Source organism: Rhodobium gokarnense (assembly GCF_025961475.1).
Classification (GTDB): domain Bacteria; phylum Pseudomonadota; class Alphaproteobacteria; order Rhizobiales; family Rhodobiaceae; genus Rhodobium; species Rhodobium gokarnense.
This window is the reverse complement of record NZ_JAOQNS010000007.1, coordinates 162,533-174,737: the sequence shown is the minus strand read 5'-3', so window position 1 is coordinate 174,737 and position 12,205 is coordinate 162,533. Positions and strand designations below refer to the sequence as shown.

The window sequence follows — 12,205 nt, the reverse complement described above, 5'->3', positions numbered from 1 at the left end:
GCAAAGCCTAGGAAAAATCCGGCCCGACGTCATTGACGGAATGCAGGGTCCTACGAGACCACGGACAGCGTCATCTCCAGGACGACGATGCCCGAGCACAGGCTCCAGCCGGCGGCAATCGCCGTGGAGGCGGCCAGCCAGCCGAGCGGGCGATGCTCGATGCGCCGGCCGCGCAGGGCGTTGCGCATGATGATGAAGGGTCCGGCGAACGCACACATCACCGTGGAGGAGATGATCGTCCACCAGGTGTCGACCGAAAGCACGAAGCTCGGCGGACGCCGGGTCAGGAGCTGGTAGAAGCTGCCGAGCATTCCGGCGGCGACGAAGCCGGTGGCGATTGCATAGCCAACGACGAGGAGTTCTCCGGCGATCATCGGGGTCCCTTTCACGCTTTCTTCACCATGCGTGTCGATTCCGGACAGGTTCCGGCGTTCGCACAAGGACTCGCAAGGGCCGTACCGGACGCCCCGGATCGGCGCCTTTCCGCCAATCCTTAAGCGATCGTTAACCATAATGGGACAATCGTCGGGAAAATCATGATGCGGCCTGTGCCGTTTTGGAGCGTCTGGCCGGGGATTTTTTCGGCATCGGGACGGCCGAACCGGCCCGTCTCGCCGCAATCGGGGGCAACGTGACCACCGCCACAGCATCAGAACCGGCCTCTTCCCGCAGCGTCTGGCTGCCCGCCGCCGTCATCGCCGGCGTCGTCGCAGCCTTCATCGGCATTGCCAATTTCGCGGTCTACTGGCTCGGCGGCGAGGCCCAGATGGCCGGCTTCACCGCCGACCCGACGCCGGTGACCGTGGAGATCGCCGGCGAAAAACTCGCCATTCCGGGCAACATGATCCGCTTTGCCGACCAGCGCCAGGACGGCCGATGGGACCGGCTCGACCTCGTCGTCCACTGGCCGAGCCTTACCGGCTATTCGGCGAAGAACGCCAGCGCCTTCGACGACGTCACGCCGAACGCACCGCTCCTCTTCCTGGCGCTGCAGCCGCGCCGCGACCAGGTCGATTCCACGACCCGGCTCATCGGGCTCTACGCCCGGTTCTTTGAGGAAGGCGACAAGCCGGGGCCGGCAGGCCTCGTCTCGCGCGACCTGCAGCCCGGCTCCGGCTACGATTCCGAAGAGGTGTTCTTCGAGCCCGGCTCGACTGATCCGTTCTCGGCCCGCTGTTCCAAGACCGGCGAGCGGATCGTCCCGGTGACCTGCCTGCGCGCCATCCATATCGGCGAGGCGCTGGCGGTCTCCTACCGGTTCCGCAAGCCGATGCTGAAGGATTGGGCAAGGCTCGACCCGGCCATCCGGATGCTCATCGACAGGATGCGGATAAGAAAGTAGCGGCGGACGCCCTACTCCTCCAGGTCGAACTCCAGGATCGCCATCTGGAAGTTCCAGGACAGATCGCCGTCCTCCTCGTCGCGGAACAGGACGCCAATGAATTCGTCGCCGATATAGACCTCGGCGGAATCGTCCTTTTGCGGCCGCGCCCGCACGCCGATTTTCGGCAGTTCGAATTTTTTCCGCAGATAGGCTTCAAGCTTGGTGATTTCGTCGCGCTTCAATGCGCCGTCTCCCTGGTCTTTTGAAAAGAACGCCCCTTGGGACGGACGTATCGGTGAAACGATTGGCGCGAAGGCAAGGTTCCGGCGGTTCAGTCCGAATCGCCGGCCTCGTCGCGCTCGGCAAGGGTCTGGTCCATCATGATTGACGGCTCGGCGCAACCCGCCCGGCCGACGATTTTGGCAGGAACGCCAGCGACCGTCACAGCGGCAGGCACGTCGCGCAGGACCACGGAGCCCGCGGCAATCCGCGAGCAGCAGCCGATTTCGATGTTGCCGAGGATCTTGGCGCCGGCGCCGATCAGGACGCCCGTGCGGATCTTCGGATGCCGGTCACCGGTCTCCTTGCCGGTGCCGCCGAGCGTTACCCCTTGCAGGATCGACACCTCGTCCTCGATCACAGCCGTGCCGCCGACGACGAGGCCGGTGGCGTGGTCGAGGAAGATGCTGCGCCCGATCGGCACGGCCGGATGGATGTCGACCTGGAAAATCTCCGAGGACCGGCTCTGCAGGTAGAGCGCGAAGTCCTCGCGATTGTGCTTCCACAGCCAGTGGCCGAGCCGCTGGGTCTGCAGGGCATGGAAGCCCTTGAAGTAGAGCACCGGGTCGATATAGCGGTTGCAGGCCGGATCGCGGTCGAAGACGGCCGCGATGTCGACGCGGAACGCATCGCGCAGCGACGGATCGTCGCCAAGGGCGTCGTCATAGGCCGAGCGGATGTGGCTGGCCGGAACCGCACCGTGGTCGAGCCGGGCGGCAAGACGGGCGATGATCGCGTCCTCGAGCGTCGGATGGTTGAGGATGCTTTCATAGAGAAAGCCGGCAAGCTGCGGCTCGCGCCCGACGATCTCCTCGGCCTCTTCGCGAATCCGCGTCCAGACCGGATCGTGGGTGGCAAGCGTGTTCTCTATGCGGACATTTGGTTGCGCCATGGTCGACGGTCCCCGTTGGAATTTTCTTCCCCATAACATAGAGCTTTAAACAAAGCATACCATCACCGGCCCATCACATTAGATTGCGAAACCGCAATGGCGGGCGCGACGGGCCGGACCGGCACACGGAAGAACAGGGCAACGGAAATGACCGAGGACACAACGACGACGGCAACGGAAGCGGAAGAAAACGGCGAGGCCGAAGGGCGCATCGTCTGCCGGGTGGAGGCGCCGATCGGCTGGCTGATCGTCGACAACGCCCGCCGCCGCAACGCCGTGAACCTCGCCATGTGGCAGGCGATCCCGGACGCCGTGCGCACCCTGGAGGCCGACGACGACGTCCGCCTCATCGTCGTTGCCGGCGCCGGCGAGGCCGCCTTCGTCTCCGGCGCCGACATCTCCGAATTCGAGACCGTGCGGCGCGACGCCGACACCGCCCGCGCCTATGAGGAGGCCAATGCCGAGGCGTTCGCGGCGCTGCGCGAGGCAACGAAACCGACGCTCGCCATGATCCGCGGCTTCTGCTTCGGCGGCGGCGTCGGCCTTGCGGTCGCCACCGACATGCGCATCGCTTCTGATGATGCCCTGTTCTCGATCCCCGCCGGCCGGCTCGGCGTCGGCTACCCGCCCGATGCGGTTCGCGACGTCGTCAAGCTGACGGGCCCAGCCCGCGCCAAGGACCTGTTCTTCACCGCCCGCCGCGTTGGCCACGACGAGGCGCTGGCGATCGGCCTCGTGGAAGGCGTCTTTGCCGCCGCCGACCTGGAGGCCGGGACCCGCAAGCTCGCCGCCACCATCGCCGAAAACGCGCCGCTGACCCTGAAGGCGGCCAAGGCCGCCATCGACGCGGTGACGGCCGAGCCGGGCAGCGTCGACATGGCGGCGATCCGCGCCATGACCGACGCCTGCTTCGATAGCGCCGACTTTGCCGAAGGCCGCGCCGCCTTCCTGGAAAAGCGCCGGCCGCAATTCACCGGCCGGTAGAAGCCTCAGTCCAGCCGCGCCAAAAAGTCCATCACGCCGGCCTTGTAGACCTTGTCGCCGACCGAAAGCATGTGGTCGCGGTCGGGGATGTGCAGCACCTCGGCGTTCGGGATGAGGTCGGCGAGCGCCTGGGGCGAGCCGGCAATTGCGTCGCGCGTGCCGACCGCAACCAGCGCCGGCGGCTGCAGCTCCGACAGCATCTCCGGCGCGATCTTCTGGCGCGAGGAGCGCATGCAGGCGGCGAGCGCCTTCAGATCCGAGCCGGTCTGCTCGGCGAACTGGCGGAAGGTGCGCCCGGTGGCGTGGCGAACATCGTCGAGGGACGGCGCCTCCAGCGCTGCGGCGATCGGCTCGGGCGTCCCGACCCCGGTGACCATGCCGTAGCCGAGGCCGCCGAAGATGACGCTGCGCACCCGGTCCGGATGGTTGAGGCCGAGGAACGCGGTGATCCGCGCGCCCATGGAATAGCCCATGACGTCGGCCCGCTCGATGTCGAGGTGATCGAGCAGCCGCTTCGCGTCCTCCGCCATGGTCGGCGCGCCGTAGGCCTCCGTGTCGTAGAGCTTCTCGCTGTCGCCGTGGCCGCGATTGTCGACGGCGATCACCCGCCGGCCGGCACGCGAAAGATCGCGCACCCAGCCGGGATAGACCCAGTTGACGTGGGCGTTGGAGGCAAAGCCGTGGATGAGGAGGATCGGCGTCCCCTCGCCTTCTTCGTAATAGGCGATGGAAACGCCGTCGGAATCGAAATGGGTCATGGAGGCTCGTTGCAGGTTCTGGGAACGGGCCGGCACACCGGACGGGCGCGGCCCCGAGGCTGCCTCAACATAGCCCCTGGCGGCGGCTTTTCAACGCCGCGTCGCTCCGGACCGCACCGCCCGTTCATCCGTTTCCCGGAATGACTTCAATATGGGGCGCAAATGCTCTAGTGTCCCGCCGATATCCAACAAGTCGGACACGGCACCATGGCGCAGCATGTAACCCCCCATTTCCGCAACGACCACGGGGTCGAGACGATCCGCATCGGCGTCAAGGAGTTCATGTGCATCGGGGCCTCGCCGCCCTTCGACCATCCCCATGTCTTCCTCGACATGGGCGGCGACTCAGAAGCGCTCTGCCCCTATTGCGGCGCCCGCTACGTCTATGATCCCGATGTTGCCTCCGACAGCGCCGAGCCGGCCGACTGCGTGTGGCACGCCGAAGCAGCGGAATAGACCGCAAGAATCCATGTCCGAAAAGAGTGCCATTGTCGTCGGCGCCGGCATCGGCGGGCTGACGGCTGCGTTGTGCATCGCCCGTGCCGGGCTTTCCGTCACCCTCCTGGAACGCGCCAGCATCGTCCGCGAGGTCGGTGCCGGCCTGCAGATCTCGCCCAATGCCAGCCGCGTTCTCCTTGACCTCGGCCTCGGCAATCCGCTCCATTCCGATGCCGTCGCCGTGGAACGGCTGCGCATCTGTTCTGCCCGCACCGGCGGCGAGCTGAACCGCATCGAGTTCGGTACGCGGGCGATGCCGCGCTACGGATCGCCTTACTGGGTGGTGCACCGGGCCGACCTGCAGGACGCCCTCCACCAGGCCGCCCAGCGCGACCCCCGCATCGAGATCCACCTCGGCGCCACGCTTAAAGGCGTCGACCAGGACGACACCGGCGCCTCGGCAACGGTCGCCGTCGGCGATCACGAGGAGACCTACCGGGGCGACCTTCTGATCGGTGCCGACGGCGTCTGGTCGAGCGTCCGCCGGCTCGGCCTCGGCCTGCCTGGCGCCGCATTTACCGGCCGCACCGCCTGGCGCGCCATCGTTCCGGCAAGCGACATCCCGGCCGATTTCCTGCGCGATTCCGTCGTCTGGTTCGGCGACGGCGTCCACCTCGTCCACTACCCGATCCACGCCGGCAACGAATTCAACCTCGTCGCCATCGTCAACGACGACTGGAACGAGGAAGGCTGGAACGCCGAAGGCGACCGCGAGGTGCTGCTGTCGCGCTTTTCCGGCTGGCCGGACCGCGTCCTCAATCTGCTGTCGCTGCCGGAGACTTGGCTGAAATGGGCGCTCTGCGGCATGCCGACCGGCAGCCCGTGGTACAGCGGCCGCATCGCCCTGCTCGGCGATTCGGCCCATGCCATGCTGCCCTTCATGGCCCAGGGCGCGGCGATGGCGATCGAGGACGGCGCCGTCCTCGGCGACCTTCTGTCCCGCTCCGACGATATCGCCGACGTCCTGAAGCGATACCAGGGCCTGCGCCGCAAGCGCGTCGAACGGGTGATCGCAACGGCCCTGAAGAACGACCGCATCTATCACCTGCGCGGATTTTCGGCCGCCGCCCGCGACACCGCCCTGCAGCTCATTCCCTCCGAAAGGCTGCTGTCGCGCTTCGACTGGATCTATAGCTGGCAGCCGCCGCACCCGGCCCCCGCATGAGATGTATGAGATGCGCGAGATGCCCGCTTGAGCGCTCAGCCCGCCTGATTTACCCTTCCCTTGCGCGTTCGGCGAGACTGCCGGAGGGGCCGCGCGGACACGAATCTTGCGACAACGGGGGCTGAACGCGGACCATGTCTGCCTCGCCAGCACAAGAGATCGTCACCGCGGCCGTCATCGTCATCGGCGATGAGATTCTCTCCGGCCGCACCAAGGACAAGAACATCGGCTTCCTCGCCGACTATATGACGGCGATCGGCATCGATTTGCGCGAGGTGCGCATCGTGCCGGACGAGTTGCCGCGCATCGTCGAGGCGATCAACGTCCTGCGCCTGCGCTGCGACTACGTCTTCACCACCGGCGGCATCGGCCCGACCCATGACGACGTCACCGCCGACGCCGTCGCGGCGGCCTTCGAGGCCCCCGTCGTGGAGGACGAGCGCATCCTTGCCATGATGAAGGAGCGCTACGCCGAGGGCGACCTGACCCCCGGCCGCCGGCGCATGGCGAGGGTGCCGAAGGGCGCCGATCTCATCGACAATCCCGTCTCCGGCCTGCCCGGCTTTCACATCGGCAACGTCTTCGTCATGGCCGGCGTGCCCTCCGTCATGCAGGCGATGTTCGACGGCCTTGCGCCGCGCCTTGCCACCGGCCGCAAGATGCTGTCTAAAACCATCGAGGCGCATCGCCCGGAAGGCATTGTCGCCACGCCGCTCGGCGAAATCCAGGATGCCCATCCCGGCACCGCCATCGGCTCCTACCCCTATTTCGACGGCGAGATCTTCTCCACCCGCATCGTCATCCGCGCGCGCGACGCCGACCTCCTGGAGGAAGCCGCCGCAGACGTTCAAAAGATGCTGGAAGGGCTCGCGAAAAACGACAAGACGAGTTGAGCGATGTCCGAACCGACGAGCCCCGAAAAGATCTTTCCGGTATCCTGGGACCAGTTCCACCGCGACGCGCGCGCGCTCGCCTGGCGGATATCCGCCGACGGACCGTTCGAGGCCATCGTCTGCATCACCCGCGGCGGGCTCGTTCCCGCAGCCGTCGTCTCGCGCGAGCTCGGCATCCGCCTGATCGAGACCATCTGCATCGCCTCGCGGCACAATTACCGTGACCAGGGTGAACTGATGATCCTGAAACAGGTCGCCAAGGACGTCGTCGACAAGGCCGGCGGCAAGGGCGCGGGCGTTCTCGTCGTCGACGACCTGGTCGATACCGGCAAGACCGCGGGCGTCGTCCGCGAGATCCTGCCGGACGCCCATTTCGCCACCGTCTACGCCAAGCCGAAGGGCCGGCCGCTGGTCGACACCTTCATCACCGAGGTCTCCCAGGACACCTGGATCTACTTCCCCTGGGACATGGGCCTCGCCTTCCAGCCGCCGATCGCCAAGGGCCCGGTAGGCTAAACCGCGCTTTCGCGCTGTCCCGGCATCTTCTTGTAGCCCGGCTCGGCAATATCGGCGGCGATCGCATCGATATCGGCGGCATCGGCCTTGAGCGCCAGAAGCTCCATGAGCGCGGCGAGATTGCCGCGCGCATCGTCCCGGAACCGGTCGAAATCGATCAGCACCGCCGGCAGCCGCGCGGCGAGGAGCTGATCCGACACGGACCGCATCCGCTCCGCCGCGACGACCACACCTTTCAGGAGCCCTTCCGAGCCTTGCGGGAATTTCGGCCCGCGATTGACGATCGAGCGGCCGACGGCGAGCGGATTGCGGTAGATGATGACGCCGACCGGATCGCGGGCAAGGCCGGCAAATTCGGCAAGGTGGAGCGCCGCCTTCGGCAGCTTGAAGCCCCAGCGGGAATAGATCGCGTTGCGCGCCGCGATCAGCGCGCCGAGAGCCGCCTTGCGCTTTCGTGCGCTGGCCTCGTCGAAGGCGGCAAGGAAATCGAGGTCTTCGTGATTGTTGGAGCCGATCCGGTCGCCGAGACAATAGTCGAGCCGCCTCAGCGCATAAGCAACGGCAGAAGTGCCGCCGCGCGGCGAGCCGGTGACGATCAGCGTCTCGCGCCCGGCCCGCTCAGCCAGGATGTCTGGAAAGACGACCGTGAGCGCGCCCCTAGAGACGAATGGCGTTGCCTCAGGCATCGTCCGCGCTCCGCTTGCGCCGTTCCGCATAGAACCGCTTCAGCTTGCGCGCGCCGAAGGCGCGATTTGCACGCCGGCGGCAAATCTCGCGCATCGGGTCGTGGTGAATCTCCGGCTTGTTGCGGGTGCGGATGGCCGGCGGCCGGTCCGGCGCCATCGGATCGTAGCCGAGATACTCGAAATCCTGGGCGAACACCTCGCCGATCCGGGCAAGGATGGTCTCGGTGAGGAAGGCGGACGGGTCGAGCCGCTCGCCGGCGAGCCGGACGGAGGGGGTTTCCACCGCCCCCGTCTTCGCTTCGCTGTGGTTCGGGGCATCGCCGGTTGCGTCCTCGGCGTTGGCGTGAAGCGCGGTGCGGTTGCGGATTTCCTCCGCTCCGCTGCCGCCGAACGCGGCAACGAGCGGCGCCATGTCGTCGGCGAGTGTCTCCACCGCCACCACATGGTCGTATGAGAGCTTCACCACCGGCGCGACGAACGGCACCTGGGTGTTCCAGTGGGCGTTGAGGTCGGGCTCGACGCCGCGCGCCCTGATCCGCGCCTCGCAGAGATCGAGGAGGTCGGCAAAGGAAATGCCCTCATAGCTCTCCGCGTCGAACCGCTCGCCCTTCAGCGCCGCGATCTCCCGCACCGCCGTGCGGGCATAGGGCGCAAGATCGGTAAAGGCCTCGAGCGGGCGCTGCTTGGCGCGCACGAACTTGTTGAGATAGGCGCTGAGCAGACGCGTCGCCGGATGGCGCACGAAGGCGGCGGAAAAATAGCGCTCGCGGTTGACCAGATAAGATGCGCGAACCACGTCGTAATTGGCGATCTGGGTCAGCCGCCGCGCATCGGTGCGCGCCAGCCGGGTGATGCCGCAAAACGCCTCGGCGTACCAGGCAAGAATCGTGCGCGAGGCCGATTTCGGGCTCCAGAAGACGCAGATCCGCCGGTGATGGTCGACATAGGCCCGCCGTGTCATCGCACCACCCTTTCGTGCCGGAGCGCTTGTGCCCGAACCGGTTCCGCGCCGGCCGCGCATGCCAAAAGTCAGTCCCTGCATGTAGCGTGCGGAGCCGCAAACGCAACATGCCGCAGCGTCCCGCCAGACGCGCCGGGTCGCCGCACGCCGCGGCTTTTACGACAGAAGCGTTTGGCACGACAAACGGATTTTGATATTTGCAAGGACAATGGGCCGCACGGTTACGTGTCGCCGCCCCTTGCACGCGGACGTGGTGGAATCGGTAGACACAAGGGACTTAAAATCCCTCGGCTTCGGCCATGCGGGTTCGAGTCCCGCCGTCCGCACCATTTTTCATGTCTCACGCGAATGCGCTTCGCGCACCGCTCCGACGGGGCGGCGCATAGGCGCCGGCGCGCGGTCGCGCTTGCGAAGCCTTTGGCTTCGAGGTGTCTCACGGCTGAGCGCGGGCTGCGCCCGCTAGCCTCCGACGGGGCGGCGCGAAGGCGCCGGCGGCCGGTCGGCCTTGCGACGCCGTTGGCGTCGAGGTTGCGACGCCGGAGCGTCGTCCATTTTTGACCGGAAAATCGCTCTGAAAAAAATTCCGCCGACGGACGGCCGCAGTCCGGCCAGATAGGAACCGGAGCGCGGTCGTCCGCCGGCGGTTGAGGCACGCGGGTGTGTCTCTTCGGCCGATCGGTGGGAGGAGGGCCGACCGGCCGAGGGCGCCGCCACATGGGCCGCCTTTAGGCGACGGCCTGGGGCGCTTTGTGCGTGCGCACAAATTCGCGCAGTTGTTCGGCGTCCCGGTGGAACAGCCGGATGCCCTCGGCGAGCTTTTCCGTCGCCATGGCATCGGAATTGAGGCGCCAGCGGAACTCTTCTTCCGTCAGCGGCGCCGGCGGGGTCTCGGGCGGACCGTCCGGCGGCGTCAGGCGCACCGGCACATCGCCGGTCTCGCTGGCAAGCTCGCCGAGAAGGTTCGGGCCCACCGTCAGCCGGTCACAGCCATTGAGGGCCTCGACCTCGCCGGTATTGCGGAACGAGGCACCCATGACGACGGTCTTGTAGCCGTACTTGCGATAGTAGTTGTAGATCTCCGTGACCGACTTCACGCCCGGATCGGTCTCGGCGTCGTAGGTCTTGCCGGTCGACTTGGCGTACCAGTCGAGGATGCGCCCGACGAAGGGCGAGATCAGGAACGCGCCGGCCTCCGCGCAGGCAATCGCCTGGGCAAGGCTGAAGATCAGCGTCAGATTGCAGCGGATGCCGCGCTTTTCGAGCACTTCGGCGGCGCGAATGCCTTCCCAGGTCGCCGCGACCTTGATCAGGATGCGCTCCCGGCCAACGCCGACCTCTTCATAGAGCTTGATGAGGCGTTCGGCCTTGGCGATCGTGCCCTCGGTATCGAAGGAGAGCCGCGCATCCACCTCGGTGGAGACGACGCCGGGCACGATCCGTGTCAGCTCGGCGCCGAAATTGACGGCGAGCCGGTCGAGCGCATGGTCGACCCATGTGTCGTCGTCCGCCTGGCGCCTTGCCCAGGCAACGGCGTCGCTCACATATTCCTCATAGGCCGGCATCTTCGCGGCGCGCAGGATCAGCGACGGATTGGTCGTGCAGTCCTGCGGCTCCACCGCGCGGATGCTCTCAATGTCGCCGCTGTCGGCGACGATCACCGTGTGCCGGCGGATCTGGGAGAGCTTGTCGTCCATAATCAAATCTCCAATGAAACGGCTGGATGGCCCAGCATCGGCGTCAAGCGCGGAACGGTCAACAATGGGGCCCTTTTGCCGGCCGTATCAGATCCGGCTCGCCTCGTTCCTCCCCGCCGCAATCGGTTTCGAAAGGGCGTGGGCGGTATCGGCAGAGAGCACCGGCGTGTCGTCGAAGGGTCCGAAGTCGTCGACCTCGTTCCCGTTCTTCGCCAGATAGGGTCCGAACTTTTCGTTCAAGGCCGTACCGGCCCTGCTGCAACCGAAAGCGATCGCCATTGTTGTTCCCTCCGGCCGGCGACGTCACGAGGAAGGAGCGACGCCCTCGACCCTGCGCTGACACCGGCGTTATCCGCCGGCGAAGCCGTTCCGGATGATGTGTCCGTTGGGACGCCGCAAATGCCTCGCATCCCGTCCGCCGAACCGGACCTCATCCATTGCCGGAATGCTATTCCGGGTCTGAACTTTTGTCAATCTATCGATACATTAGTTTTCGGAACGGTTAGCGCCACATCTAATTGCTTTATTTATTCTTTTGGCAATATCGGACGCGCCAACGCCCCCTGCTCCGGCATCATGTTCGGCCGAGGCGCGACAAATTCGCAACAAGTTTTCGTATCGGAATTACACATGTAAGGCGGACTTCGCCTTTTGCGTGCAGAACGCGGCTAGACGCTCGCTGCCGCACTCCGTGCACCAAGACCCTTCTCCGCCGCCGCGATGACCTCCAGGAAGCCGCCCGCGGTCCAGGCCGAACGGCCGACGAAGAGCCCGCCGACGCCCTTCGTGGCGGCAAGCGCGCCGGCGTTGCCGGCATTGACGCTGCCGCCATAGAGCACCGGCACGGAGGCAAGGCCGTGCGTGTCGAGCAGGTCGCGCACGGCGCGGTGCACGGCTTCCACGTGCTCCGGGCTCGCGACCCGGCCCGATTCGCCGATCGCCCAGACCGGCTCATAGGCGATCAGGGAGCGCGAGAGCTGCGAGGTGTCGATGCCGGAAAACGCCAGCTTCACCTGGCGGATCACGGTCTCCGCCGAAGCACCGGCGGCAAGCTCCTCCTCGTGGTCGCCGACGCAGACGAGCGGGCGCAGGTCATGGGCAATCGCCGAGCGGACCTTGGCATTGACGTCGGCATCACTCTCGGCCTGGTCGGTGCGCCGCTCCGAATGGCCGAGCTCGACGATCTCCACGCCGCATTCCAGGAGCATCAGCGGCGAGATCTCGCCGGTATGGGCGCCCTTCTCGTCCCAGTGCATGTTCTGGGCGCCGAGATGGACGGGCGCATCGCCGATCGTCTCGCGCGCCGCCGGCAGCGCGGTGAAGGACGGCACGACGAACACCGACATGGCGTCGGGCAAGGGCGCCGCGGCGAGCTCGGTCAGATAGGACCGCGTCTCGGCGATGGTGTTGTTCATCTTCCAGCTCGTGCCGATCCAGAACGATGTCATCGGACAAATTCCTTCCCTGCGCCGGGCGAAGCGCCCGGCGGCAACCGGTCCATGTTTTTCTAGGCGCTGCGGGCGCGTGTCGCGCCGGTCCCGGGCGGTCTTGGCGC

The 12,205-nt window shown here is 66.4% G+C and carries 15 protein-coding genes and 1 tRNA gene; 7 read left to right on the top strand and 9 right to left on the bottom strand.

Annotated elements, in window-relative coordinates; translation table 11 throughout:
• Positions 1-50 precede the first annotated feature (50 nt).
• Positions 51-389 (bottom strand): DUF6949 family protein, encoded by a 339-nt coding sequence (locus M2319_RS13895; protein ID WP_264602065.1) that lies wholly within the window; start codon positions 387-389, stop codon positions 51-53.
• Positions 390-631: 242 nt separating this feature from the next.
• Here M2319_RS13895 and M2319_RS13890 point away from each other — a divergent pair, with 242 nt between their 5' ends.
• Entirely contained in the window at positions 632-1,342 is a 711-nt protein-coding gene (locus M2319_RS13890) for a hypothetical protein (RefSeq protein WP_264602064.1), read from the top strand.
• Between the two features lie 11 nt (positions 1,343-1,353).
• Here M2319_RS13890 and M2319_RS13885 read toward each other — a convergent pair whose 3' ends face one another.
• Both M2319_RS13885 and cysE read right to left on the bottom strand, forming a co-directional pair.
• Positions 1,354-1,566 carry a DUF3126 family protein gene (locus M2319_RS13885; RefSeq protein ID WP_264602063.1) on the bottom strand — a complete coding sequence of 71 codons (213 nt, stop codon included), beginning with the start codon at positions 1,564-1,566 and terminating at the stop codon, positions 1,354-1,356.
• 89 nt (positions 1,567-1,655) lie between these two features.
• Entirely contained in the window at positions 1,656-2,495 is an 840-nt protein-coding gene (gene cysE / locus M2319_RS13880; RefSeq protein ID WP_264602062.1) for a serine O-acetyltransferase, read from the bottom strand.
• Between the two features lie 147 nt (positions 2,496-2,642).
• Between cysE and M2319_RS13875 the strand changes: the two genes are divergently transcribed.
• Positions 2,643-3,479: an enoyl-CoA hydratase gene (locus M2319_RS13875; RefSeq protein ID WP_264602061.1), complete on the top strand. Its 837-nt coding sequence runs from the start codon at positions 2,643-2,645 to the stop codon at positions 3,477-3,479.
• A gap of 5 nt (positions 3,480-3,484) precedes the next feature.
• Here M2319_RS13875 and M2319_RS13870 read toward each other — a convergent pair whose 3' ends face one another.
• The gene (locus M2319_RS13870) at positions 3,485-4,237 is read right to left on the bottom strand and encodes an alpha/beta fold hydrolase (RefSeq protein ID WP_264602060.1); all 753 of its coding nucleotides are present in this window, start codon (positions 4,235-4,237) and stop codon (positions 3,485-3,487) included.
• A gap of 207 nt (positions 4,238-4,444) precedes the next feature.
• Between M2319_RS13870 and M2319_RS13865 the strand changes: the two genes are divergently transcribed.
• The 4 genes from M2319_RS13865 (at position 4,445) to gpt (ending at position 7,309) form a co-directional block, all read left to right on the top strand.
• On the top strand, positions 4,445-4,693 hold the full coding sequence (locus M2319_RS13865; protein ID WP_264602059.1) for a zinc-finger domain-containing protein: 249 nt from the start codon (positions 4,445-4,447) through the stop codon (positions 4,691-4,693).
• A 13-nt stretch (positions 4,694-4,706) separates the two neighbouring features.
• A complete protein-coding gene (locus M2319_RS13860) occupies positions 4,707-5,900 on the top strand; it encodes an FAD-dependent monooxygenase (protein WP_264602058.1) in 1,194 nt (397 codons plus the stop codon).
• Between the two features lie 134 nt (positions 5,901-6,034).
• On the top strand, positions 6,035-6,793 hold the full coding sequence (locus M2319_RS13855) for a competence/damage-inducible protein A (RefSeq protein WP_264602057.1): 759 nt from the start codon (positions 6,035-6,037) through the stop codon (positions 6,791-6,793).
• Between the two features lie 3 nt (positions 6,794-6,796).
• Positions 6,797-7,309: a xanthine phosphoribosyltransferase gene (gene gpt, locus M2319_RS13850; protein WP_264602056.1), complete on the top strand. Its 513-nt coding sequence runs from the start codon at positions 6,797-6,799 to the stop codon at positions 7,307-7,309.
• On the opposite strand, the gene M2319_RS13845 is transcribed toward gpt, so the two are convergent.
• Positions 7,306-7,995: a hypothetical protein gene (locus M2319_RS13845; protein WP_264602055.1), complete on the bottom strand. Its 690-nt coding sequence runs from the start codon at positions 7,993-7,995 to the stop codon at positions 7,306-7,308. The two genes, gpt and M2319_RS13845, sit on opposite strands and share 4 nt — an antisense overlap.
• On the bottom strand, positions 7,988-8,956 hold the full coding sequence (locus M2319_RS13840) for a sulfotransferase family protein (RefSeq protein ID WP_264602054.1): 969 nt from the start codon (positions 8,954-8,956) through the stop codon (positions 7,988-7,990). Before M2319_RS13840 ends, M2319_RS13845 begins: the two co-directional genes overlap by 8 nt.
• 244 nt (positions 8,957-9,200) lie before the next feature.
• Between M2319_RS13840 and M2319_RS13835 the strand changes: the two genes are divergently transcribed.
• Positions 9,201-9,285, top strand: a tRNA-Leu gene (locus M2319_RS13835).
• A 396-nt stretch (positions 9,286-9,681) separates the two neighbouring features.
• Here the strand turns inward: M2319_RS13835 and tal are convergent.
• From tal to M2319_RS13820, 3 genes are all read right to left on the bottom strand, one after another.
• A complete protein-coding gene (gene tal, locus M2319_RS13830) occupies positions 9,682-10,650 on the bottom strand; it encodes a transaldolase (protein WP_264602053.1) in 969 nt (322 codons plus the stop codon).
• Between the two features lie 87 nt (positions 10,651-10,737).
• Positions 10,738-10,929 (bottom strand): RpiB/LacA/LacB family sugar-phosphate isomerase, encoded by a 192-nt coding sequence (locus M2319_RS13825; protein ID WP_264602052.1) that lies wholly within the window; start codon positions 10,927-10,929, stop codon positions 10,738-10,740.
• Positions 10,930-11,318: 389 nt separating this feature from the next.
• Entirely contained in the window at positions 11,319-12,098 is a 780-nt protein-coding gene (locus M2319_RS13820; RefSeq protein WP_264602051.1) for a triose-phosphate isomerase, read from the bottom strand.
• Positions 12,099-12,205 lie beyond the last annotated feature (107 nt).